This is a genomic window from Azospirillum fermentarium, from assembly GCF_025961205.1.
In the GTDB taxonomy this organism is placed as follows: domain Bacteria; phylum Pseudomonadota; class Alphaproteobacteria; order Azospirillales; family Azospirillaceae; genus Azospirillum; species Azospirillum fermentarium.
On record NZ_JAOQNH010000001.1, the window covers coordinates 828,828 to 853,282 of the forward strand.

Annotated in this window: 21 protein-coding genes; 12 read left to right on the forward strand and 9 right to left on the reverse strand. The window is 69.5% G+C overall.

All coding sequences use genetic code 11. From position 1 onward, the window contains the following. Positions 1–39 precede the first annotated feature (39 nt). Positions 40–1,908, forward strand: a complete 1,869-nt coding sequence (locus M2352_RS03930) for a sensor histidine kinase (RefSeq protein ID WP_264663197.1) — start codon at positions 40–42, stop codon at positions 1,906–1,908. A gap of 43 nt (positions 1,909–1,951) precedes the next feature. Then, positions 1,952–3,187, forward strand: coding sequence for a class I SAM-dependent methyltransferase (locus M2352_RS03935; RefSeq protein ID WP_264663198.1), 1,236 nt, complete (start codon positions 1,952–1,954; stop codon positions 3,185–3,187). Positions 3,188–3,201: 14 nt separating this feature from the next. Here M2352_RS03935 and ccmB read toward each other — a convergent pair whose 3' ends face one another. From ccmB to M2352_RS03955, 4 genes are all read right to left on the reverse strand, one after another. Then, entirely contained in the window at positions 3,202–3,867 is a 666-nt protein-coding gene (ccmB, locus tag M2352_RS03940) for a heme exporter protein CcmB (RefSeq protein WP_264663199.1), read from the reverse strand. Then, positions 3,864–4,559 (reverse strand): heme ABC exporter ATP-binding protein CcmA, encoded by a 696-nt coding sequence (gene ccmA, locus M2352_RS03945; protein WP_264663200.1) that lies wholly within the window; start codon positions 4,557–4,559, stop codon positions 3,864–3,866. Before ccmA ends, ccmB begins: the two co-directional genes overlap by 4 nt. A 289-nt stretch (positions 4,560–4,848) precedes the next feature. Beyond that, the gene (locus tag M2352_RS03950; protein WP_264663201.1) at positions 4,849–5,232 is read right to left on the reverse strand and encodes a membrane dipeptidase; all 384 of its coding nucleotides are present in this window, start codon (positions 5,230–5,232) and stop codon (positions 4,849–4,851) included. 31 nt (positions 5,233–5,263) lie between these two features. Then, on the reverse strand, positions 5,264–6,352 hold the full coding sequence (locus tag M2352_RS03955; RefSeq protein ID WP_264663202.1) for a lipase family protein: 1,089 nt from the start codon (positions 6,350–6,352) through the stop codon (positions 5,264–5,266). A 416-nt stretch (positions 6,353–6,768) separates the two neighbouring features. On the opposite strand from M2352_RS03955, the gene M2352_RS03960 reads away from it, so the two are divergent. The 9 genes from M2352_RS03960 (at position 6,769) to M2352_RS04000 (ending at position 18,607) form a co-directional block, all read left to right on the forward strand. Then, positions 6,769–8,442, forward strand: coding sequence for a putative transporter (locus M2352_RS03960; RefSeq protein ID WP_264663203.1), 1,674 nt, complete (start codon positions 6,769–6,771; stop codon positions 8,440–8,442). 16 nt (positions 8,443–8,458) lie between these two features. Beyond that, the gene (locus M2352_RS03965; RefSeq protein WP_264663204.1) at positions 8,459–10,150 is read left to right on the forward strand and encodes a putative transporter; all 1,692 of its coding nucleotides are present in this window, start codon (positions 8,459–8,461) and stop codon (positions 10,148–10,150) included. A 222-nt stretch (positions 10,151–10,372) separates the two neighbouring features. Continuing rightward, positions 10,373–11,143 (forward strand): class I SAM-dependent methyltransferase, encoded by a 771-nt coding sequence (locus tag M2352_RS03970; protein ID WP_264663205.1) that lies wholly within the window; start codon positions 10,373–10,375, stop codon positions 11,141–11,143. A gap of 133 nt (positions 11,144–11,276) precedes the next feature. Beyond that, positions 11,277–12,080 (forward strand): ABC transporter ATP-binding protein, encoded by an 804-nt coding sequence (locus M2352_RS03975; RefSeq protein WP_264663206.1) that lies wholly within the window; start codon positions 11,277–11,279, stop codon positions 12,078–12,080. A 173-nt stretch (positions 12,081–12,253) separates the two neighbouring features. Continuing rightward, on the forward strand, positions 12,254–13,108 hold the full coding sequence (locus M2352_RS03980) for a transporter substrate-binding domain-containing protein (protein WP_264663207.1): 855 nt from the start codon (positions 12,254–12,256) through the stop codon (positions 13,106–13,108). A 78-nt stretch (positions 13,109–13,186) separates the two neighbouring features. Beyond that, on the forward strand, positions 13,187–13,891 hold the full coding sequence (locus M2352_RS03985; RefSeq protein WP_264663208.1) for an ABC transporter permease: 705 nt from the start codon (positions 13,187–13,189) through the stop codon (positions 13,889–13,891). A gap of 12 nt (positions 13,892–13,903) precedes the next feature. Further along, positions 13,904–14,596, forward strand: coding sequence for an ABC transporter permease (locus M2352_RS03990; RefSeq protein WP_264663209.1), 693 nt, complete (start codon positions 13,904–13,906; stop codon positions 14,594–14,596). A gap of 33 nt (positions 14,597–14,629) precedes the next feature. Beyond that, a complete protein-coding gene (locus M2352_RS03995; protein WP_264663210.1) occupies positions 14,630–15,529 on the forward strand; it encodes a sensor histidine kinase in 900 nt (299 codons plus the stop codon). Between the two features lie 144 nt (positions 15,530–15,673). After that, a complete protein-coding gene (locus M2352_RS04000; protein WP_264663211.1) occupies positions 15,674–18,607 on the forward strand; it encodes an ATP-binding protein in 2,934 nt (977 codons plus the stop codon). Positions 18,608–18,650: 43 nt separating this feature from the next. On the opposite strand, the gene M2352_RS04005 is transcribed toward M2352_RS04000, so the two are convergent. Continuing rightward, positions 18,651–19,676 carry a DUF5666 domain-containing protein gene (locus tag M2352_RS04005; protein ID WP_264663212.1) on the reverse strand — a complete coding sequence of 342 codons (1,026 nt, stop codon included), beginning with the start codon at positions 19,674–19,676 and terminating at the stop codon, positions 18,651–18,653. Next, on the reverse strand, positions 19,673–20,530 hold the full coding sequence (locus M2352_RS04010; protein WP_264663213.1) for a DUF6502 family protein: 858 nt from the start codon (positions 20,528–20,530) through the stop codon (positions 19,673–19,675). Before M2352_RS04010 ends, M2352_RS04005 begins: the two co-directional genes overlap by 4 nt. 178 nt (positions 20,531–20,708) lie before the next feature. On the opposite strand from M2352_RS04010, the gene M2352_RS04015 reads away from it, so the two are divergent. Further along, positions 20,709–21,809: a multicopper oxidase domain-containing protein gene (locus tag M2352_RS04015; RefSeq protein WP_264663214.1), complete on the forward strand. Its 1,101-nt coding sequence runs from the start codon at positions 20,709–20,711 to the stop codon at positions 21,807–21,809. 86 nt (positions 21,810–21,895) lie between these two features. Here M2352_RS04015 and M2352_RS04020 read toward each other — a convergent pair whose 3' ends face one another. The 3 genes from M2352_RS04020 to M2352_RS04030 all read right to left on the reverse strand — a co-directional run bounded on the left by M2352_RS04020 (position 21,896) and on the right by M2352_RS04030 (position 24,429). After that, positions 21,896–22,210, reverse strand: a complete 315-nt coding sequence (locus M2352_RS04020) for a helix-turn-helix domain-containing protein (protein WP_264663215.1) — start codon at positions 22,208–22,210, stop codon at positions 21,896–21,898. 318 nt (positions 22,211–22,528) lie between these two features. Next, the gene (locus tag M2352_RS04025) at positions 22,529–23,125 is read right to left on the reverse strand and encodes an ActR/PrrA/RegA family redox response regulator transcription factor (RefSeq protein WP_454464561.1); all 597 of its coding nucleotides are present in this window, start codon (positions 23,123–23,125) and stop codon (positions 22,529–22,531) included. A 2-nt stretch (positions 23,126–23,127) separates the two neighbouring features. After that, positions 23,128–24,429 carry an ActS/PrrB/RegB family redox-sensitive histidine kinase gene (locus M2352_RS04030; protein ID WP_264663216.1) on the reverse strand — a complete coding sequence of 434 codons (1,302 nt, stop codon included), beginning with the start codon at positions 24,427–24,429 and terminating at the stop codon, positions 23,128–23,130. Positions 24,430–24,455: the final 26 nt, after the last annotated feature.

Below are 24,455 nucleotides of genomic sequence, written 5' to 3' on the forward strand. Positions count from 1 at the left end.
TAAACTCTTCCTCCTCCTTGATCCGTGAGCCATCGTGCCATGACCGCCCCCCAGCTTGACATCGCCGCTGCCGGCGGGCTGGCCTTGCTGGATGTCTTGTCCTCGCCGGTTTGGCTGGCCGACGCCGGGGGCGGCATCGTGTGGTTGAACAGGGCGGGGATTGACTTCCTCGACCTGCCCGATGCGGCGGCGGCCCGCCATGTGCGCCTGCGCTGCCCCCACCCCGATGCCGGGCGGGGTGAGGGGACGCTGGTGTTCCAGCGCGCCGGGCGGGACACCGCCCTGACGGTGGACGGAACGGCGGTGGCGGTGGACGGCGCCGCCTGCGGCCGGGCGGGGGAAACCCTGTGGCTGGTGGAAGCGCCGCCCGACACCGCGGCGAAACAGGACGTGATCCGCCTGACCGAGCAGTTGATCGCCCTGTCCTATGCCTATCCCGACATGCGGTTCGAGTTGCGGCGGGACGGGTCGATCCTGGATTTCGCCGCCGCCAGCCCGGCGGACCTGAACGTCCCCGCCGAACGCTTCCTGGAAGCCCGCGTGCAGGATGTTCTGCCCGAACCGGCCAGCGCGCTGATCGACGCGGCGCTGGGCCGGGTGACGGCGGGGGAAACGGTGGTGGGGGTGGATTTCTCCCTGCCCGACCCCGGCGGCGGGGCGGGGGGCGAACGGTTCTTCGAAGCGCGGCTGGTGGCGCTCTACGACGGCCAGCGGATCATGTGCAGCGTGCGCAACGTCACCGACCGCGTTCTGGCGGAGCGGGAGGTGCTGCGGATGCAGGAACGGCTGATCGACGCCATCGAAAGCATCACCGACGGGTTCGTGCTGTACGACGCCGACGACCGGCTGGTGCTGTGCAATTCCAAGTACCGCGACCTGTTCGACATCAGCCGGGAAATGGCGCAGCCGGGCCGGCCCTTTTCCGACGTGCTGCGGGCGGGGGTGGAGCATGGCCTCTACGTCATGCCGCCCCAGCAGGACACGGAAGCCTGGATCGCCGAGCGTATCGCCCGCCACAACGCCCCCGGCGAACCGTTCGAACTGGAGCTGAGCGACGGGCGCTGGGTGCGGGTGCAGGAGCGCCGCACCAGCGAGGGCGGGGTGGTCGGGGTGCGCACCGACATCACCGACCTGAAACGGCGCGAGGCCCAGTTGCGCGCCGCCCGCGACGAGGCGGAACGGGCCAACGCCGGCAAATCCGATTATGTCCATCACCTGAGCCACGAGCTGCGCACGCCGCTCAACGCCGTGATGGGCTTCGCCCAGATCGTGGCGGACGAGATGATGGGGCCGCTGGGCAACCCCCGCTACCGCGATTATGCCGGCCAGATCGCCGCCGCCGGCGCCTATATGCTGAACCTCATCAACAACCTGCTCGACCTCGCCAAGATCGAGGCGGGGCGCATGCCGTTGAACGAGGAGATGTGCGACCTCCACCTCCTGGTGGACATGACCTTTTCCATGCTCCACGCGCGGGCCGCCGAACGGGGGGTGCGGCTGGAATCCGACCTGCCCGACAGCCTGCCGCCGCTCCTGGCCGACGTGTCCCAGCTTCGCCAGATGCTGACCAATCTGGTGGGCAACGGCATCAAGTTCGCCCGCCCCCCCGCCGCGGTGCCGGAGGGGCCGATGGTGCGCATCGACGTGGGCATGGACGATGCCGGCACCTTGACCGTCACCGTGCGCGACAACGGCATCGGCATGGCGCCCGAGGCGGTGCCGCGGGCGCTCGACGCCTTCGGCCAGGTGCACGACCGCACCGTGTCGTCGGACCGGGGATCGGGGCTGGGGCTGCCGCTGACCCGCGCGCTGGTGGAACTGCACGGCGGGCGCTTCGCCATCGACAGCGCACCGGGGGTGGGCACGGAGATCCGCCTGACCTTCCCGCGCGACCGGGTGATGGGATAGGGTGCGGGCGTACCCCTTTTCCCGATCACGCCGGTTTCCCCCCATGAGCATCGACGACCTGCGCGCCCAGTACGAAGCCTATCCCTATCCCGCGCGCGACCCGAAGGACGAGGCCAGGCGGCTGGTCACCGGCTCCCCCAGCCATCTGGACGAGGTGAGCCATTACGTCTTCGGTGGCCGGCTGACGGGGCGGGACCGCCCGCTGTCGGTGCTGGTGGCCGGCGGCGGCACCGGCGACGGCACCATCATGATCGCCCAGCAGATGGCCGACGCCGGCATCGCGGGCACCGTCACCTATCTGGATCTCTCCACCGCCTCGCGGGCGGTGGCCGAGGCGCGGGCGGCGGCGCGGGGGCTGACCAACCTGCGCTTCGTCACCGGCTCCCTGCTCGACGCGGCGGGGCTGGGGACGTTCGACTACATCGACTGTTGCGGCGTGCTGCACCATCTGGACGACCCGGCGGCGGGGCTGCGGGCGCTGGTGGCGGCGCTGGCCCCCGGCGGCGGCATGGGCATCATGGTCTATGCCCCCTATGGCCGCGAAGGGGTCTACCCGCTTCAGCAGGCGCTGCGCACGCTGGGCGGGGATCTGCCGCTGGCCGAACAGGTGGCGCTGGCCCGCCGGCTGGTGACCCATCTGCCGCCCACCAACGGCCTGCGCCGCAACCCGTTCATGAGCGATCACCGGGGGCCGGACGCAGCGCTCTACGACCTGCTGCTGCATTCCTGCGACCGGCCCTACACGGTGGGCGAGCTGGCGGAGCTGGCCGCCGCCGGGGGCATGAGCATGACCGCCCTGGTGGAGCCCATGCGCTACGACCCCGCCCTGTGGGTGACGGATGCCCGCATCCTGAAGCGGCTGGAAAACCTGCCGTGGCTGGAGCGCGCCGCCTGGGCCGAGCGGGTGGGGGGGAGCCTGTCCAAGCACATCGCCTATCTGACCCGCCCCGAGGATGCCGCCGCCGCGGTGGCCGCGCCGGACGGGCCGGGGGTGGTCCCGGTGCTGCGCGACCTGGACGGCAAGGCCATGGCCCGCGGCCTGCCGCCGGGTGCGGTGATGGAGGCCGATCTGGCGGGGATCACGGTGTCCCTGCCGCTGCCGCGTCTGGCCGGGCCGATCCTGGCGCGCATCGACGGGCGCGCCGACCTCGCCACCCTGCACGCCCAGGTGCAGGAGGCGGCGGGGGTGGTGCCGTGGGACACCTTCAAGAGCCAGTTCGACCAGCTTTTCAAGGCGCTGAACGGAATCGGGAAGATGTACCTGCGGCGGCCTGCCTGACCGGCGCCCGCCGCCTATTCCAGCGCCTGCCGCAGCGCCGCCGCCCCGGCAAACGGGGCCAGCGGCAAGGCGGCGGCCAGGATGCCGCCCAGCAGCAGCAGGTGCGGGCGCGGCGTCAGCCCGGTGACCGCCGCGTCGATGGCCCCGGCGCCGAAGATCAGCACCGGGATGTACAGCGGCAGGATCAGCAGCGACAGCAGCACCCCGCCGCGCCGCGCCCCCAGCGTCAGCCCGGCGCCGATGGCGCCGATCAGGCTCAGGATCGGGGTGCCCACCGCCAGCGTCAGAACCAGCACGCCGAATCCCCCCGGCTCCATGTTCAGCAGCAGCGCCAGGATGGGGGCGGCGACGATCAGCGGCACGCCCGTCACCAGCCAATGGGCCAGCACCTTGGCCAGCACCACCGCCTCCAGCGGCAGGGGCGACAGGGACAGCAGCTCCAGCGACCCGTCCTCGTAATCGTTCTGGAACAGCCGTTCCAGCGACAGCAGCGAGGCCAGCAAGGCGGCCACCCAGATCACGCCGGCGGCGATGCGGGCCAGGATGTTCGGCTCCGGCCCCACGCCGAAGGGGAACAGCACCACGCACAGGACGAAGAACATCACGGCGATGGTGGCGTCCGACCCCTGGCGCAGCGCCAGCCGCAGGTCGCGCATCACCAGCGTGCGGAAGCGGTTCACGGCGCGGTCCCCCCTGCGTGCGTCTCGTCGTCGTCTTCGTCGTCATCATCGTCCGCGCCGGGACCGGCGGGGGTGAAATGGTCCAGGTGCAGCGTGCGGGCACCGTCCATGGCGATGTCCATGTGGGTGGACAGCACCACCATGCCGCCGCCCGCCCGGTGTTCGGCGATGATCTCTTCCAGCAGGCGCACGGCGGCGCGGTCCAGCGCCACCGTCGGTTCGTCCAGCAGCCACAGAGGTGCGGGGGCCGCCAGGATGCGCGCCAGATTGAGCCGCCGCTTCTGCCCCGCCGACAGATACCGCCCCGGCACCGCGGCGATGTGCGGCACCCCCAGCCGGTCCAGCGCCCGCCGGGCGTTGCCCGCCGGGTCGTCCGCCCCGCCCAATGCTGCCCAGAAGGCGAGATTCTCGGCGGCGGTCAGCACCGGCTTCACCGCGTCCTGGTGGCCCACGTAATGGGTGCGGCGGCGGTGGATGTCGGGATCTTCGGCCAGCGCCGCATCCTCCCACGCCAGGGTGCCGCGGAACGGCTTGAGCAGCCCGGCCATGATGCGCAGCAGGCTGGATTTCCCCGACCCGTTCGGCCCCAGCAGCGTCAGGGCATCCCCCGGAGCGACGCGGAAGCCAAGGCCGGTGAACACCAGCCGCCCGCCGCGCAGGCACGTCAGTTCGGAACCGGCAAAAGCAGCCATGGGGGGAACGCGCGGCCTCACGGGTCAAAGGGACAGGACGCTGCTGCTATAGCACAGGTGACCGGCGGGGAAAAAAGAAACGGCCACCGCAGGGGGTTCTGCGCGGTGGCCGTAAAACCCAGCCGGGGTCTGGCTGGATCGTGCCCTCGCGGCGCCATGATGGCGGGCCCTTGAAAGCGGGCCGGGCGTCGCAAGGCATCCCGTTACTGGTTTGTAAGATAGGCTTACCTTATGTCCGGGGTACGTCGAGAAAATGGCGAAATTTTGATTTGTAGGGGGCCGCCCGCCTCTATCCGGTCACCGCCGCGAACACGCGGGCGTAGTTTCCGCCCAGGATGGCCGCGGTTTCCGCCGGCTGGAACCTCTGGCGCGCCAGCGCTTGGCGCAGGCCGGGAAGCCGGGTGTAGCTGGGAAACACCGACGCCGACACCAGCCCCAGCATGTCGCTGCCCACCCCCACATGCTCCACCCCCACCACCCCGGCCATGCGGGCGATGCCGGCGGCATAGGCGTCCAGATCGGGAAAGCGGGTGGCCGGCGGCCACACCCCGATCACCCCGCCGGTGCCGGCCACCAGCGCCCAGCCGCCGAGGCTCACCCGCTGCCCGTCCAGGGCATCGGCGGATGCGGCGAAGACCGCGGGCCATGAAACCGGGTGCAGGGTCGGATCCATGCTCCCTTCCTATCATGGCCGGCGGGCCGCGTCAGGTGGTGGCGTGCCCCGTATCGACGTGGGGCAGCGGGTAGGGGGCCGTGCCGGGCAGGGCCGAAATCTGCGTGTGATAGACCGGCGGGAAATGCTGGTATTCCAACTGGTCCACCCACGACAGCGTGCCCGTCTTCACCGCCCCCGGCAACTCGGTGACCCCCTTGGCGGGCTGGGCGAAGGGCGGGACGGCCCAGCCCAGCCCCTTGATGATGGTGGCCAGCCAGCCGGGGCAGGGGGCGCCCGCCGGATTCTGGTGCGCCCACAGCAGCAGGATGCCGTTCACGTCGCCATAGGCGCAGGGCACCATGTCCAGCGTGTTGATCCAGATGCCGGGGTTGGCGAAGCCGGCGTCGAACACGGTGGACGCGAACAGGCCGTTGCCGGCGGTGGGCGGGGCGAAGGCTTGCGGCACGATCGTGGCCCCCGGCACCTTGGCCGCCAGATAGGGGGCCAGCACCGTGGTCAGGGCACCGCCCAGGCTGTGCCCGGTCACCACCACGGGCGTGCCGGGATGGGCCGACAGGTAGGTGGCGAGGCAGGCGGCGATGTCCATCGATTCCTGCTGCCCGGCCATCACCGCCGTCAGCTTCGTCACCGTGGCCAGCGCCGAGCAGGTGCCCTGGGCGATCTTCGCCTCGGTGGTGAGGGAGGGGATCAGGCAATCGTGGGCCAGCGCGTTGGCCCAGCTCACCTGGATGGCGTCGCCCAGATCCTGGAAGAGCTGCTGGGCCAGACCCAGCCCGCCGGCGTAGATGTCGGTGCCGCGGGCCACCACGGCGGCGAACACGGGCGATCCCTCGGCATCCACGTAATGGCAGACGTACAGAAGGTTGCTGTTGTCGGCGTCCACCGCCGGCCCCCACACCATCTGCCAGGATCCGGCCACCGTCTGCTGCGAGTCGGCGGTCTGGGGCAGGGCCGGCAGGCCGGTCACCGCCGCCGGAAGATCGGTGCCCACCTTCGCAATCGCCGTCTTGGCCGAATCCGTATAGGCGATCGTCGCCAGGGCAAGATAAACGAGAGAATAATAGGCGTTCTGCGTGACGCTCTGCTGTGCCGACAGGCCCGCCGGTGAAAGAGCCATTGCGTATCCTCCCGAACTTTTTTGTCTGTGCCGATACCCTATCGGTGATCGGCGCTCCTGCTGCATAACAATCGCCGGATGTGCCGCCGGGTGGGAGAAAAAGCCGCAGCGGGTGGTCATAAGACCCGTACCGGGAATTGTGGATTACCTGGAAATACTGAAAAAATCGCGCATTGAGTGTGATTGTCTTCACCCATCACGATACATTATTTCCTAATCGGGTGCGAATCGGGGCTTTTACCAGACGAATTTATTCGTTTTAGTATTGTTGTGCCGACTTGACCTATTTCCGCCGCTCCCTGACCGCAGGCGCGGCGGGTGGGGGCGGTTCCGACAAAAAATCTCAACAATTTCCGTGTTGCGGGGCACAAGGGCGGCAGGCATTCATGGCCCCCTTGATGGTATGGGGAGTCGGTATGCTCGAACTGTTCAACGCCCTGCCCGACGTGGCGCGCATCATGGTGGTGCTGAGCGTGGTGGCCGTGGCCGGGCTGGCGCTGGGGCGCCTGACGGTGGGGGGGATCGGGCTGGGCATCGGCGGGGTGCTGTTCGCCGGGCTGGCCGTGGGGCATCTGGCGGCGGTGTCGGGGATCGCCATCGACGTCCACGTCCTGCATTTCGTGCGGGAATTCGGGCTGATCCTGTTCGTCTACACCATCGGGGTGCAGGTGGGGCCGGGCTTCTTCGCCGCCCTGAAGCGCCAGGGGCTGGGGCTGAACCTGATGGCGGCGGCCATCGTGGTGCTGGGCGGGATCACGGCGGCGCTGATCCATCTGGTGATGGGGGTGCCGCTGCCGGTGGTTCTGGGCGTGTTCTCGGGGGCCGTCACCAACACCCCGTCGCTGGGGGCGGCGCAGGAGATCCTGGCCGCGGTCGGCGCCGGCGGCGAGCGGCAGGTGCTGCCCAGCCTGGGCTATGCCGTGGCCTATCCCTTCGGCATCGCCGGCATCCTGATCGCCATGACCGTGGTGCGGGCGGTGTTCCGGCTGGACATCGGGGCGGAGGCCGCGGCCTTCGACCGCCAGCGGTCGGCGCAGGTGGCGGCCCTGGAAAAGCTGGACGTGGCCATCCGCAACCCCGGCGTCGTCGGCACCTCGCTCAAGGACATCCAGCTCATGGGCGAACTGGGGGTGGTGGCGTCGCGCCTGCTGCGGGGCGGGCGCCTGATGGTGCCCCATCCCGACACCCGGATCGAGTCGGGCGACGTGCTGCATCTGGTCGGCCCGCGGGAGAACCTGGACCGCATGAAGCGCTTCCTGGGGCAGGAGGCGGAGGTCACCCTGACCACCAAGGGCACCGACGTGCGGTGGGACCGGCTGGTGGTGACCAGCGATCATGTGCTGGGCAAGACCATCGCGCAGCTCAACATGGCGGATTCGTACGGGGTGGTGATCAGCCGCGTGAACCGGGCCGGCGTGGAGCTGGTGCCCAGCCCGGCGCTGACCCTCCAGTTCGGCGACATCCTGACCGCCATCGGCAAGCCGGCCGATCTGGCCCGCGCCGCGGCGGTGCTGGGCAATTCCCAGCGGCGGCTCCAGCAGGTGGACTTCATCCCCGTGTTCATCGGCATCCTGCTGGGGGTCATCATCGGGTCGATCCCGCTCTATCTGCCGGGGATGCCGGCGGCCATGAAGCTGGGGCTGGCCGGCGGACCGCTGGTGGCGGCCATCGTCCTGGCCCGCATCGGCCATCTGGGGCCGCTGGTGTGGTTCATGCCGCCCGCCGCCAACCACGCGCTGCGCGAAATCGGCATCGTGCTGTTCCTGGCGGTGGTGGGGGTGCTGTCGGGCGGCAAGTTCCTCGACACGCTGATCCACGGCGACGGGCTGGCGTGGATGGCCTATGGCGCCGTCATCACGCTGGTGCCGCTGCTGCTGGTGGGGTTCTACGCGCGGGTGGTGGCCAAGCAGAACTACCTGACCATCTGCGGCCTGCTGTCGGGCAGCATGACCGATCCGCCGGCCCTGGCCTTCGCCAACGCGCTCAGCCCGTCGGAGGCGCCGGCCCTGGCGTACGCCACCGTGTACCCGCTGGTGATGTGCCTGCGCATCCTGGCGCCGCAGATCCTGGTTCTGCTGTTGTGGTCGTGACCGAGACGAGGCCGTCATGCATCTGATCGCCGAAGCCTTTCTTGCCATGCCGCCCATCGCGCGGGTGATCCTGGTGCTGGGGCTGGTGTCCGCCGCCGGGCTGGCGCTGGGCAACATCCGCATCCGCGGGGTCGGGCTGGGCATCGGCGGGGTGCTGTTCACCGGCATCGCCGGCGGCCATCTGGCCAAGGAGGCCGGGGTCCATTTCAACACCGAAATGATGGACTTCATCCGCGATTTCGGCCTGGTCCTGTTCGTCTACACCATCGGCATCCAGGTCGGCCCCGGCTTCTTCGCCGCCCTGAAGCGGCAGGGGCTGGTGCTGAACCTGCTGGCGCTGGTGGCGGTGGCGGGAAGTGTGGCGGTGGCCGCCGTGCTGGACGTCACCGGCGTGATCCCGCTGGGGGCGGCGCTGGGGGTGTTCGCCGGCGGGGTGACCAACGCCCCGGCCCTGGCCGCCACCCAGCAGGTGCTGACCGAGGTGCACGCCGACGCCCTGACGCTGGCGCTGCCGGGGCTGGCGTTCGCGGTGACCTACCCGTTCGGCATCGCCGGCAACCTGATCGCCATGGGGCTGGTGCGGCTGGGCTTCCGCATCGACCCGCAGGCGGAGGCCGCCGCCTTCGACGCGCGGCGGCGGGCGGAGGCGGCGGCGGTGGACACCGTGAACGTCACCGTCACCAATCCGGGCGTGGAGGGCGTGCGGCTGGGCGACCTGCACATTCTGCCGCAGATGGGGGTGGTGGCGTCCCGCATCCTGCGCGGCGGGCGGCTGGAGGTGGCGGGGCCGGACGTGGCCCTGCGCCTGGGCGACGTGCTGCATCTGGTCGGCCCCCGCCCGCGGCTGGCGGAGGTGAGCCGGCTGCTGGGCACCGAATCGGCGGCGGTGCTGTCCACCAAGGGCACGGACGTGCGGTGGGAGCGGGTGGTGGTGACCGCCAACGCCGTGCTGGGCAAGCCCATCGCCACCATCGTCGCCGCCATCGAGGCGCGCACCGCGCAGGCCGTCGTCATCAGCCGCGTGACCCGTGCCGGCGTGGAACTGGTGCCCAGTGCGGCGCTGAAGCTCCAGTTCGGCGACATCCTGACCATCATCGGCCACCCGCCCGACGTGGCGGTGGCCGCCGGGGTGATCGGCAACTCCACCCGCCGGCTGCAGCAGGTGGAACTGGTGCCGGTGTTCCTGGGCATGGCGCTGGGCGCCGTCGCCGGGTCGGTGCCGCTGTTCCTGCCGGGGATGCCGGCGCCGCTGCGGCTGGGGCTGGCCGGCGGGCCGCTGATCGTCGCCATCCTGCTGGGCCGGCTGGGCCATCTGGGGCCGCTGGTGTGGTTCATGCCGCCCGCCGCCAATCTGGTGCTGCGGGAGATCGGCATCGTGCTGTTCCTGGCCGTGCTGGGGGTGGCGTCGGGGGACCGTTTCGTCGAGACGCTGGCCAGCGGCGCCGGGTGGCCGTGGATGGCGTGGGGCGTGCTGGTGACCCTGGTGCCGCTGCTGGTGACGGGCGTGCTGGCGCGGGCGGTGTTCCGGCTGGATTTCCTGTCCATCTGCGGCCTGATGGCCGGCGCCCAGACCAACCCGCCGGGCCTGTCCTACGCCAACGCCGTGGCGCCGTCGGAAGCCCCGGCCCTGGCCTATGCCACCGTTTATCCGCTGGCGATGTGCCTGCGCATCCTGGCGCCGCAGGTGATGGTGCTTCTGCTGTCGTAGGGGCGGGGCCGGGTCAGGCGCCGGCCCTGGGTATCGGCAACGATGCGGTCTTGATGGCTGACGAACGGCCCGCCGTGGAACCGAGCCGGTTCCCTATTCCCGTTCGGGACGGGCGGTAGGAAAGTACGCAATTTTCTTCGACATTGCCGGGTGATCGCATAAGCTTGGCAACGGCTCTTGGAGCGCATTTGCAAAATCAATATTTTGGGACGATGGCTTGCAATGTCATGGGATCATAAAAAAAGTGTTAAAGAATTGATCAGGCACATAATATTTAATATAGGGGCTGGCCGCCTTCTTCTTCTCAATAAAAAGAGAAATGGGCATATTATTGATCATTTGAGCGCGCCGACACCTGAAGAACGATTTTCAATGATATATAATCTTGGTGTTTGGGTTCATTCACAAGAGCAGGAGGCTTTGTCCGGTCTTGGGTCGGAGATCAGATTTACGTCGAAAATCATCCAGGAATTGCCTTCCCTTCTGGAACGGCTTGGCAGTCAACACCTCTTGGACGTTGGCTGCGGCGATTGGAGCTGGATGCAGGCCGTCAAACTGCCTTGCGATTACATCGGCGTCGATATCGTTCCCGAGGTGATTCGGGCCAACCGCCGTCACGAACGGCAGGGCGTCAGCTTCGCGGTCGCCGACGCCATCACCGGCCCCCTGCCCAAGGCCGACGTCGGGCTGTGCCGTGAGGTTCTGTTCCACCTGTCCCTTGACGATGGGCTTGCCGCGCTGGCCAACATGAAGAATTCGGTTCGCTGGCTGGTCGCCACGACCAATCCGTCGCTTTGGTTCAACAGTGATATCGCGACCGGCGATTTCCGCGAAATCAACCTTCAGCGGCCCCCCTACTGCTTGCCTCCGCCGCGGGAACGGATCTTTGACGACGGGGTGCAGCCGGGACGGATACTGGCGGTATGGGCGGTGGAGGACATTCCCGGCATCCGCCGGAAAGCTTTGGCGAAATCGGCATCCGGGGCGTGCTGATACCCGTGGTGGGCCCGAAACAGGCCCGCTCCCCCCGCCGTCCGTGGGGCTGAAACAAAAATACTTTGTTCCCGCCGCGGTGTCGGTCTAGCCTGTCGGGCATCCCGTGATCCCGCCATTGCCGCCACACCCGATGCATCGACACCCCCCGATCAACCCCGGTGCCCCCGACGCCGTTGTCGTCCACGACCTGCACAAGAGCTTCGGCCCCCTGGAGGTGCTGAAGGGCGTGTCCCTGACCGCCAAGGAGGGCAGCGTGGTCACCCTGATCGGCTCGTCCGGGTCGGGGAAGAGCACGCTTTTGCGCTGCATCAACCTGCTGGAGGTGCCCGACCGCGGGCGCATCGTCATCGGCGGGGAGGAGATCGGGCTGAAGACCACCCGCGGCGGCCGCACCATCCCCGCCGACCAGCGGCAGGTGGAGCGCATCCGCACCCGTCTGGGCATGGTGTTCCAGAGCTTCAACCTGTGGACCCACATGACGATCCTGGAGAACGTCATCGAGGCGCCGGTCCACGTGCTGGGCGTGCCGCGGGCCGAGGCGGTGGACCGCGCCCGCAAGCTGCTGGACAAGGTGGGCATCCTGGCCAAGGCCGACGCCTATCCGGTGCAGCTTTCCGGCGGGCAGCAGCAGCGCGCCGCCATCGCGCGGGCCCTGGCCATGCAGCCCAAGGTGATGCTGTTCGACGAGCCCACCTCCGCTCTCGACCCCGAACTGGTGGGGGAGGTGCTGCTGGTCATCCGCCAACTGGCGGACGAGGGCAACACCATGGTCATGGTCACCCACGAGATGGGCTTCGCGCGCGAGGTGTCCACCGAGGTGGTCTTCCTCCACCAGGGCCGGGTGGAGGAGCAGGGGCCGCCCGACCGCGTGCTGGTCACCCCCGAATCCGACCGGGTGCGGCAATTCCTCTCCCGCCATTTGAGCGGCGGGTGAGGCCCGGGCGGTGGATTTCGCTTGACCGGCTGACCCAATGGGCAATGCTGGAGGGCCGGATTCTCCGGTTCGGTAACAAATAAAACAAACGGAACAACCGGCGCATTCCAAGCGCCGGGCGGAAGAGCGAATCAACGGCCTGAAAACGGGCTCATGCAAGGAGGGTGGTTCTCGTGAAAAAGACGTTTGCGTCCCTGATGATCGGTCTGGGCCTGACGGCCCTGTCCCTGGGGCTGGCTGCCGGCGGTGCCGAGGCCAAGGAATGGAAGAAGGTCCGCATCGCGACCGAGGGCGCCTATGCCCCGTGGAACGCCACCGACGCGTCGGGCAAGCTGATCGGCTTCGAAGTGGATCTGGCCGCCGACCTCTGCCGCCGCATGAAGGTGGAGTGCGAGGTGGTGGGCCAGGACTGGGACGGCATGATCCCCGCCCTCCAGCAGGGCAAGTACGACGCCATCATGGCCGCCATGTCCATCAACGAGGAGCGGCTGAAGGTCATCGACTTCGGCGGCCCCTACGCCAACGAGCCGACCGCCTTCGCCGCGCCGAAGTCCTCGCCGCTGGTGAAGTTCGACGCCAAGACCGAACGCGTCGATCTGGCCAAGGAATCCGCCGAGGGCAAGGCGGCGCTGGACGCGCTGGCCAAGGCGCTGGACGGCAAGACCGTGGGCGCCCAGACCTCCACCCTCCAGGCGTCGTTCGTCGAGCGCTACCTGAAGAAGTCCAGCCTGCGCACCTATGACAAGCTGGACAGCGCCGGCGTCGATCTGTCGGCGGGCCGCCTGGACGCCATCATCGGCGACCGGTCGGCGGCGGAGGCGGTGGTGAAGACCGACGCCGCCAACATCGTCATGTTCGGCCCCAACTTCGTCAACGGCGTGCTGGGCCAGGGCATGGGTGTGGGCCTGCGCAAGGCCGACGGCGACCTGAAGGCCCTGTTCAACAAGGCCATCGCCGAGGCGAACAAGGACGGCACCATCGCCAAGCTGTCCACCCAGTGGTTCGGCTACGACATCTCCGTCAAGTGATGACGGGGAGCCGGTATCCGGTGCGGGGGCCTTTCGGCCCCCGTCTTCTTTCCAGCCGTTTGACGGGAGCCCCGCGCGATGCTTGAGGTGCTGTCCTTCGGGCCGCAGGGGTGGGGCTGGCAGCTTCTGTCCGGGACGCTGATGACCCTGGCGGTGGCGGTGTCGGCCTTCGGCGCCGGTGTGGTGTTCGGCTCGGCGGGGGCCGCGGCCAAGCTGTCGGGCAGCCTGCCCCTGCGTCTGGCGGCGGAGGTCTACACCACCGTCATCCGCGGCATTCCCGAACTGCTGGTGATCTACCTGCTGTTCTTCGGCGGGAACGAGGCGGTGACCGCGGTCGCCCGCCTGTTCGGTCACGACGGGCGGGTGGACCTGAACGCCTTCACCGTCGGCGTGCTGGCGGTGGGGCTGATTTCCGGCGCCTATTCGACCGAGGTGATCCGCGGTGCCGTCCGTTCGGTCCCGCCGGGCCAGATCGAGGCGGCGCGGGCCTGCGGCATGGGCCGGTTCCTGACGCTGCGGCGCATCCTGGTGCCGCAGACCCTGCGCTACGCCCTGCCGGGGCTGGGCAACGTGTGGCAGTTGACGCTGAAGGACACCTCGCTGGTGTCGGTGACGGCGCTGGCGGAGATCATGCGCATCGCCCACACCGGGGCCGGGTCCACGCGGCAGTATTTCGTGTTCTACACCGCCGCGGCCCTGCTCTATCTGCTGCTGACCACTCTGTCCACGGCGGTGTTCGAGCGGGCGGAGCGGCGCGCCATGCGCGGTGCGGTGCGGGCGTAAGGGGGGCCGCCGATGAATTGGGATGTCATGATATCGTCGGTGCCGACCCTGCTGTCGGGGGTGCCGCTGACGGTGCAGCTGGTGGGGCTGGGGGAAATCCTCGGCCTGGCCATCGCCTGCCTCGCCACCTGGGGCCGGCTGTCGGGCAATCTGGCGGCGGCGGGGGTGTCGCGCCTTTACGTCTTCGTCTTCCGCGGCACGCCGCTGCTGGTGCAGATCTACCTGATCTATTACGGGCTGGGGCAGTTCCCGGCGGTGCGGGAAAGCTTTCTGTGGCCCTTGCTGCGCGAACCCTACTGGTGCGCCATCCTGGCGCTGGCGCTGAACACCGGGGCCTACACCAGCGAGATCCTGCGCGGCGCCATCCAGTCGATCCCCCAGGGGCAGGTGGAGGCGGCGCGGGCCTGCGGCATGGGGCGGCTGCTGATGTTCCGCCGGATCATCGTGCCCATTGCCATCCGCCAGGCGCTGCCGGCCTATGGCAACGAGATCATCCTGATGGTCAAGGCCAGCTCGCTGGCCAGCATCATCACGCTGCTGGAGATCACCGGGCTGGCCCGGCGGCTGATCCCGCAGACCTACGCCGTTTTCGAAATCTTCATTGTTGCGGGTCTTATCTATCTCGGCTTGAACTTCGCCATCGCCCAGGCGGTGCGCTGGGCCGAATGGCGGCTGACCCCGCATCTGCGGGCGCGGGCTTCGTAAGGCCGGCGGTTTTTCTCGGGACGGCGGTATTTCATGGAACAGACGGCGCTTGCGGTGCTGGTGGGGGCGGGGGGGGCCGCCGCCGGGGCCGCCCTGACCGCCGCGGCGCTGGCCCACGGCTGGCGCCGCCAGCGCGATGCGGCACGGGCCGAACGGGACCGGCTGGCCGGGCAGGTGGAGCATCTGACCGCCGCGCTTGCCACCGCCCAGGCCGCCGCCGACAGCGACCGCCAGTCCAAGGCGCAGTTCATCGCCACCATGAGCCATGAACTGCGCACCCCGCTCAACGCCATCATCGGCTTTTCCGAAATCATCGAGGCCGAGGTGATGGGGCCGGTGGGCGAACGGCTCTACGTCAGCTATGCCGGCGACATCCGCGAAAGCGCGGTCCACCTTCTGGAACTCATCAACACGATCCTGGACGTCGCCAACGCCGACGGCGGCGGCGGGCACATGGCCGAACGCCCGGTGTCGCCCACCGATCTGGTCAACGCCAGCCTGCGGCTGATGCGCGACCGGGCCGGGCGCAGCCGGGTGACCCTGGCCGCCGACATGGACGACGCGACGCCCGCGGTGATGGCCGACGAGGGGATGGTGATGCGCATGCTGGACAATGTGCTGTCCAACGCCGTGAAATTCACCCCCGCGGGCGGCACCGTCACCGTGTCGGTGGCCGAGGACGCGGCCGGCGGGCTGGCGTTCCGCGTCACCGACACCGGCATCGGCATGGCGGAAGAGGCGCTGGAGCGCATCTTCGACCCCTTCTTCCAGGTGGACGGCCGGCTGAACCGCCATTACGAAGGGGCCGGGCTGGGGCTGGCGCTGACCCGCGCGCTGCTGCTGCGCCACGGCGGCACCATCGCGCTGGACAGCGCGCCGGGGCGGGGCACCACCGTCAGCCTGCGGTTCCCGCCCGAACGGGTGCTGCGGTAACCCGCGGCGGTTTTTCGCCGATTTGTGCTGGGGTGTTGGTGACGCATGGGGTATCGTCTGCTGCATACCCTTTTGTTCCGGCCCCTTTTGTTCCGGCGGCCCGATCCCGGCGGTGTTCTCCATGCCCAGAAGCTTTCGTCCCGCATGACACCAGCCGATCCACCCATCCCCACCCCGCCGCGCGGTGCCGCGGCTGATGCCCTGCCGGTGGTGCCGCGGGTCCGTTTCGGCATCCGCTGGCGGCTGTTCATCGCCGTGATGGGTGTGGCGGGGATGATCCTGCTGGGCAGTGCCGTGTCGTGGCTGGGGTACGGCACGGTGCAGGGGCTGCTGGACGGCATGCTGGGGCAGAGCTTTCCCCGCGTCACCGCCGCCCTGAAGCTGGCCGAAGCGTCCAGCCGCCTGATCGCCACCCTGCCCAGCCTGGATCTGGCGGAAAACCATCTTCAGCGGGAAAGCACCGCCTTCGCCCTTCAGCAGCAGGCGCAGCGGCTCAAACGCCTGCTCGACCAGCTCGGCCGCGGCGACGGGCGGGAGGAGCTGCCCGAACTGCGCCAACTCGTGGACAGCCTCGCCGCCACCGTGCCGCAGCAGGACAGCCTGGCCGAACGCCGTCTGGAGCTGGCCCAGCGCCTGTCCAGCGCCGGCGAGACGCTGCTGATCCTGCGCCGCGATTACCGCGGGGTTCTGGGCGACCTGCTGCCGCGGGCCTTGCCGGGGATGGCCGGTGCGGCGATGCTGCCGCCGGCCCCCGAACGCTCCCCCGCCGACACCGCGCCCGATCCGCTGATGGACGCGCTGCGCGGGGTGGACGGGCTGCTCGACCAGTTGTCGCGGGTCGAGGCGGCGGCACGGGCGGAGGCGGTGGCCGACGACCGCCGGACCTTCGTCCAGGGGGCGGCCCGGCTGGATGCGGCCATCGCCCATTTGCCGCCTGAGCCTGCGCTGGTGCCGTTGCGCACCGTGGCTCACGGGGTGGTGGCGCTGGGCAGTGGCGAGGGCAGCCTGTTCGACATCCGCGAGGCGCAGTTGCGCCTGATCCCCGAAATCGCCGCCTTGACCCGCCAGACCCACCGCATGGCCGCCCGCCTGTCGATCATCGTCGGGCGGCTGGTGGATTCGGCGGAGGCCGACGCCCAGCGCGCCGGGGCCGCGGCGGCGGAGGAGCTGTCCGCCGGACGCCGGCTGGTGCTGATCATCGCGCTGGCCACCGTGCTGGGGCCGGTGCTGTTCCTGTGGACCTGGATCGGGCGGGGGATGGTGTCGCGGCTGAAGGCGCTGGCCGGCGCCATGCACGCCATCGCCGAGGGCCGTCTCGACACCCCCATCCCCCCGTCGCGCAGCCATTTTTCCGGTGCCGACGAGATCACCGGCATGGCCCGCGCGCTGGAGGTGTTCCGCGGCGCCACCGTCCAGTTGCGCGCCCAGGGCGAGGCGCTGCGCCGCAACCGCGCCGAACTGGAACGCGCCAAGGAGGCGGCGGAAGCCTCCAGCCAGGCCAAGAGCGAATTCCTGGCGGTGATGAGCCACGAGATCCGCACGCCCATGAACGGCATCATCGGCATGGCGCACCTGCTGCTGGACACCGGACTGACGGCGCAGCAGCGTGACTATGCCGACACCGTGCGCCAGTCGGGTGAAGCGCTGCTGGCGATCCTCAACGACGTGCTGGACTTCTCCAAGCTGGAAGCCGGGCGGCTGGAATTCGACGACGCCCCCTTCGACCTGCACCGCACCCTGGCCGGCATCCTGTCGCTGATGGGCACGCGGGCGGAGGAAAAGGGGCTGGGGCTGTCCCTGTCGGTGGACGAGACGGTTCCGGCGGCGGTGGCCGGCGATGCCGTGCGCCTGCGGCAGGTGCTGCTGAACCTGATCGGCAACGCCATCAAATTCACCGAGACCGGCGGCGTCACCGTCAGCGTGACCGTGACCCGGCGGGATTCCGCCCAGGTCCGCCTGTCCTTCGCCGTGGCCGACACCGGCATCGGCATTCCCGCCGACGCCATGGGCAAGCTGTTCCGGTCCTTTTCCCAGGCCGACAGCTCCATCACCCGCCGCTTCGGCGGCACGGGGCTGGGGCTGGCCATCTGCAAGCGGCTGGTGGAATTGCAGGGGGGCGTGATCGGGGTGGAAAGCGAACCGGGGCAGGGCAGCCGCTTCTGGTTCGAGCTGCCGTTCCGGGTGTCGCGGGTGGCGGTGCCCGACACCGGCCCGGCATCCACCCCCCGCGTGTGCGCGCCGCTGCAGGTGCTGCTGGCCGAAGACACGCTGGTCAACCAGCGGGTGGCGGTGGCGCTGCTGGAGCGTCAGGGGCACAGCGTCCGCGTGGTCCCCGACGGGGCCGCGGCGGTGGAGGCGGTGCGGACCCAGCGTTTCGACCTGATCCTGATGGATGTCCATATGCCGGTGATGGACGGGCTGGCCGCCACGCGCGCCATCCGTGCCCTGCCCGGCGCGGAAGCGGCCCTGCCCATCGTGGCGCTGACCGCCGCCGCCAGCCTGTCGGAAAACCAGGCCTGCCGCGACGCCGGCATGGACGATGTGGTCGCCAAGCCCTTCCGGCCCGAGGATCTGTACGCGGCGCTGGCCCGCTGGGCGCCCGACCGGGCGGTGGCCGGATCTCCGCCCGTCCGGCCCGCGGCCCCCGGCGGCGGCGCCCTGGCCCCGTCGCTGGCCGCGGATGCGGAAAGCGAACCGCCGGTCTTCGATTCCTCCATCGTGGAATTCGCCTTCGGCGGCATGAGCGCCGAGGTGCGGACCATGCTGACGGAATTCCACGGTTCCATCGCCGGCATGACGGCGCAGATCCGCCGGTCGCTGGACACCATGGCCGGGACCGCCGCGGGCGGCGACGGTGAGACGTCGGCCCTCGACGCCGCCCGCCGCACCGCCCATGCCGCCGCGGGCAGTGCGGGCAGCATGGGGGCGCTGCGCCTGCGCCGCCGTCTGTCGGACGTGGAAAGCCATCTGCTGGCCGGGCGCCCCGACGATGCCGCCGCCGCCCTGACCGCCGCCGAAACCGCCCTGCGCGAACTCTCCTCCGCCCTGGCCGGGCAGGGCGTGCCGACGGAGGCGTGAGGGGGTCGGACGTTCGGTGTCCTCAGTGGACGCTCAAGTGTCCTCAGTGTTTGCCGTGTCCCCCGCCGGCCCCGCGCCCGCGGGCTCCCGCCTGGCCCTTTCCCATCCCTGGCGGGCCGGCTCCCGGCGGTCCGGCGGCGCCGGTTTTGCCGATGCCCGGAGCCGCGGCCAGACGGCCCGGTTTCAAGGCGCCGGCACGGTCCACCGTTCCCTCGACGACGACGCGGCCCGGCAGATCCGCCGCGATGCCCAGCGCCGGGCCCGCGCCGGCCGGGTGGCCGGCGGCATCGACGTAGACCTCGACCGACAGGGCGTTCACCGTGGCGCCAAAGGGGTTCAGCGGGTCCGGTGCGGCCTCTGCCGCCACGGCTCCGCCGGGGCCGAAGCGGCCTGCGGCGCGCACCGGCTGGCCAGCCTCCGGCGCGGTCAGGCCCGGTGCGAGGCGTGCGCGGAAGCCCGGCAGGGTGAGTTCGCCCGGCGCGCCGGCCACCGCGGTGCCGCGCAGCAGCCAGCCGCGCGCCGGATCCCACGGCTCGACCAGTCCGGCGGCGATGCCGCCGTCCGGCCGCCGCAGGCCCGACACCGCCACCCAGGCCCCCGGCTGGGGGAGGGCCGCCATCACGGCGCCGGTCAGATCGACCCGTTGGCCGAGCACGGTCAGCCCGCCGCTCTCCACCGCCTCGACCGGGCCGGCGGCCGCATAGCGCACCGCGACAGCACGGGCCGTGGCATCGGCGCCGTCCGCCGCCGCCCCGGCATCGACCGCCACCACGTGGCCGACGCGCACGGCGCCGATTCCGGCTGGGTGGCCCTCGACCTGCACCGCTGCGGACGGCGGCAGCGCCACCCGGTGACCGTTGACCCAGATACTGCCGAAGGCGGTGACCGTGCCGACAATGCCGGTGCCGCCGATGCCACGGTCGGCGATGGTGCCGGTGCCGCCGATACCGCGCTCAGCGATGGAGCCGGTGCCGCCGATGCCACGGTCGCCGGAACGCACCGGCGCGTCGGTGCCGCACCCCGCCAGCAGCGCGGTGGTCAGCAATGCGGAAAGCAGCCGGCGGTTCACCGGCCCTCGTCGGCGGTTGGCCCATCGGGCGCGTCATAGCCGTAGAGGCCAAGGGTGAAGCGGTGTTTCGGTTCGACCGACACGGCGTCGCGGCCGCTCAGCTCGGCCGCCAAACGGTTGAGACGGACCAGCATCTCCATGCTCTGGCGCTCCGCCTCGGCCCGCAGCGCCGCGACCGAAGCCGCCGTCAAGCCGTCGTGAAACATGGCGCGCTCCAGGAAGGGCGGGGTTCCGCCCATCAGATTGTGTCCAGCCGCCGCCGCGTGGTCGGCAAGGTTCCGGCCATAATAATAGGCCAGCCGGTCCGGGTCGCCATGGGGCAGATGCGCCCGCGCCGACAGATCGAGCCGCCCGTCCTCACGCTCGCGCACCAGACCGGAGCGCAACAGTTCGTCCAGCAGGGCGCGGGGGCGGATATCCTTGCTGATGCCGGCGGCCAGCGATTCGAAGGACGGCTCCGCCCCGGCCCGCGGCAGCGGCAGCGGCTCGCCGTCGGCGCCGTGGAACGCCGGATCGCCCAGCCAGCGCGCCAGCACCTGCGCCGGCAGCGAGGGCGGTGCCGCCGCGGCCTCCCGCGCCGGTTCGGGCAGGCCGCGCAGGCTGCGCACGTCCTTGCGGTGGACGCCGGTCAGCAGCGACACGCGGCTGTCGGTCATGGGCCGGTCCGGCAGCGCGAAGGCGGCCTCCGCCACCTCCACGTACACCCCCTTGAGCAGGGCCGACAGCGTGGGAAAGGTGATCCCGAAGTGGATCAGCACCTGCGCCACCGGCCTCAGAACGCGCTTCACCGCCACCACCACCGCAGGCGGCGGGCCGGGCGTATCGTCGGGTGAAGGGGGGGCGTCGGGGACCATGGGCCGGGAGGGTGCCGGTTCGGTGTGTGGGAAGACTGCCCACAAAATAACGCATCGGTGGCGTCAGGGAAGCGAAATCTTCTTGACGTGGGAAATTATCACACGCACCCTGACCTCGTGACGTGTGAAATATTCCCACATTCTGGCCCCTCTCTTCACCGCAACCGGAGATTTTCCCATGACCATGCCCATTCCCCGTCCGGTCAGCCGGCGCGGCTTCCTCGGCCTTGGCGCCCTGCTGGCCGGGGCCGCTGCCCCCGCCATGGCGCAGACGATGCCGCACCATGCGTCACACCATTCTCAAACCCATGGGTCACCCCTCTCCGAGCGCCCCGCCGGTGTGCATGGCGGCGTCCTGCCGGCGGGCACGGTGAACCACGCCCGCAACGGTTTCGACCCGTACGCCATGCTGACCGATTGGGATACCGGAACGCTGACCCGCGATGCGCAGGGCCGCACGGTGCGCGCATTCACCATCGTGGCCGAGGAGAAGGACATCGAGATCGCCCCCGGAATCCTGTATCCGGCCTGGACCTACAATGGCCGCGTTCCCGGCCCGGCCCTGCGGGTGGTGGAGGGGGAACGGGTGCGGGTGACGTTCATCAACCACACCTCCATGCCGCACACCATGCACTTCCACGGCATTCACGCCGCGCGCGTCGATGGCCTGACGGGTGCCGGGGAGCCTGAGCCGGGCGAGCGTTTCGTCTATGAGTTCGACGCCTTTCCGTTCGGCTGCCACCTCTACCACTGCCACACGGCGCCGCTGTCGCCGCACATCCAGCGCGGTCTGTACGGCATGTTCGTCATCGACCCCGACCCGGCCCGCCACGGGGAACTGGCGGATGCGGCCCGCTCCCGCCTGCTCGGCACGGCGGAGAACGCCCGCTGGCAGGAGCTGATGATGGTGATGGCCAGCTTCGATTTGAACGGTGACGAAAAGAACGAGGTGTATTCGGTCAACACCGTCGCCAACATTTACGCCGACCGGCCAATCCTTCTGGACCGCACCCGCCCGGTACGGATCTACCTGCTGAACATGACGGAGTTCGACCCGATCAATTCCTTCCACGTCCACGCGAATTTCTTCGACTACTACGATCACGGCACGACGCTGACGCCGACGCTGCGGACCGTGGACACGGTGATGCAGTGTCAGGGCCAGCGCGGCCTTCTGGAGATCGATTTCTCACGCCAGGAGCCGGGCAGCTTCATGTTCCACGCCCATCAGGCGGAATTCAGCGACAAGGGCTGGATGGGGCATTTCGAGGTCGCGTGACCCCTTGTCTGCGTAAAGGACATTTTTTCACGCATGTGAAATTTATCCAGATCAAATTTCACGATGTGTGAACTTGATGCCGGGGATCAGAGGGGGGCTTCCGGCTCGTCCGAGGGGGATGCCGCAAGATGTGCCAGGGTGTTCTGGGCCAGTTCAAACGGCAAAGCCGTCGGAATGCCACGGTAGATCCAATCCAGCGAGACGCCGAAGCGGTCGGCGAAGGGCAGGATTTGCAGCAGGTCTGGGAAACGCCGTCCATTTTCGTATTGGGACCACGCGCTTTCTCCGATGCCGGTGGCGCGGTGGATGTCACGGGCGCGCAAGCCCAAGGCAAGCCGCGTCGCCTTGAGGCGGCGGCCAATTTCTTCACGGGCGTGAGGGGGAGACGGCAGCGTGTTCACAGGGGTGAGTGTGCCGCAGGGCCATAAGGGCTGTCAGTTAACGTGGTCCCAAAAGATAATTTTAAGGTATGTGAAAATTATCCCGCTCGGATGCATATTAGAGTCCTTCAGGTGCTTATTGAAGCACCTGAAGGACTCTAAGTTTTTGGTTTTCCCGTGTGATTCACGCTTCAAACGATTCCGTTTGAACCGATTACACTCTATAGGCAGAGGTATGCGGGCGGACGATCGCCCCCTCGGTGGGCGCAAAAAAACGGGCGGGGAGAGCCGATGCTCCCCGCCCGTTCCATTTCCGGGTCAGGCGTTGCCCGCGGGCCGTCAGCCGCGCGGGGCGTGCTTGTTCAGGATGCGCTGAAGGGTGCGGCGGTGCATCTTCAGGCGGCGGGCGGTTTCCGACACGTTGCGGTCACACTGCTCGAACACGCGCTGGATATGCTCCCACCGCACGCGGTCGGCGGACATGGGGTTTTCCGGCGGGGCCGGCAGCGGGCGGCCGTCGGCCAGCAGCGCGGATTCCACGGCGTCGGCGTCAGCGGGCTTGGGCAGGTAATCCACCGCCCCGGCCTTCACCGCCGCCACCGCGGTGGCGATGTTGCCATAGCCGGTCAGCATGACGATCCGGGCGTCGGGCCGCGCATCGCGCAGCGCCTTCACCACGTCCAGCCCGCTGCCGTCGGCCAGACGCAGATCGACCACGGCAAAGGCCGGGGCGGATTCCTGCGCCACCTCGATGCCCAACTGGACGCTTTCCACCGCCACCACGTTGAAGCCGCGTTTTTCCATGGCGCGGGCCAGACGGATGCGGAACGGCGCATCGTCATCGACGATCAAAAGACTGCGGGTGACGTCGCCCGTGAAGGTCAGCTTGACCGATTCGGTTGCCGTGCTGTCGTCCGAAACCGTTGAATTTTCCACCACTAGTCCCTCGGCTCAAGAACCGTGCGGTTCCAGCGTACGACAATGCGTGCGCCGCCGCCACGGTTATTGCTGTACGTCACACTCGCTCCGGTCTTTTCCAGGAGCGTTTGCGCAATGAAAATACCCAACCCCATGTGGTTCCCTCGCTCCTGACGCGAGGAGATGTAGGGTTCGCCGATGCGGTTGAGCACATGGGGCGGGAAGCCCGGCCCGTCGTCGGTGACCACCACGGCCACCGTGGTCTCGTCCCACGACACCGCCGCCGTCACCCGCCGGTGGGCGAACTGGTGCGCGTTCTGGACGAAATTGCCGATGCCGTGGATGATTTCGGGGCTGCGGCGCACGACCGGTTCCTCAACCCCGTCCTCCCCCATGGGATCGACGGCGAAATCGACGCTGCCCAGCCGGTGGGGGGCCGCCGCCGCCTCCACCAGGGCCGTCAAGGGCAGGCGTTCGAACGGGGCGCCGCCGTCGGCCTCGGGCTTGCGGGCCAGATCGGCCAGGATCTCGCGGCAGCGCATCACCTGGCTTTGCAGCAGCGCCACATCCTCGGTGAACGGGCTGTCGGGGGGCAGGTCGTGGGCCAGTTCCTTCGCCACCACCGCGATGGTGCCGAGCGGCGACCCCAGTTCGTGGGCCGCCGCCGCCGCCAGCGCCCCCAGCGCCCCCAGCCGCTGTTCGCGGGCCAGCGCCACCTGGGCGGCGTAGAAGGCTTCGGCGAAGCGCCGCGCCTCCGCCGCCACGCGGAAGACGTACGCCGCGATGAACACCGACGACACCGACAGCGACAGCCACATGCCGAACGCGTACAGCGGTTCCACCGCCGGCTGCGGCTTGGGCCAGGGCAGCGGGAAATGCCACAGCGCCAGCACCGTCAGACAGACGAGGTTCAGCCCCGTCAGCAGCACCGCGCTGTACCGCGACAGCACCGCCGCACCCACGGTCATGGGGGCGAGCAGCAGGATGGCGAAGGGGTTCGCCAGGCCGCCCGTCAGGTACAGCAGCAGCGAGAGCTGCAGCGTGTCATAGGCCAGATAGAGGGCGGCGTCCCGGTCGGCCAGCCGCAGCCGCCCGCCCCGCTGGGCCATGGCGATGACGTTGAGCAGGATCGACGCGCCGATGGCGGCCAGCACCGGCCCCAGCGGCAAGTCGAACCCCGGCATGACGCGCACGGCGACCACCGTCGCCAACTGGCCCACCACCGCCACCCAGCGGATGAGGATCAGCGTGCGCAGGGTCACGCGCCCGTCCTGGGCCGACCAGATGGCCGGGGCCATGGAAAAGGGCGGCAGGGCCGGCATTGCGGCGCCTGCGGATGGGGATGGGC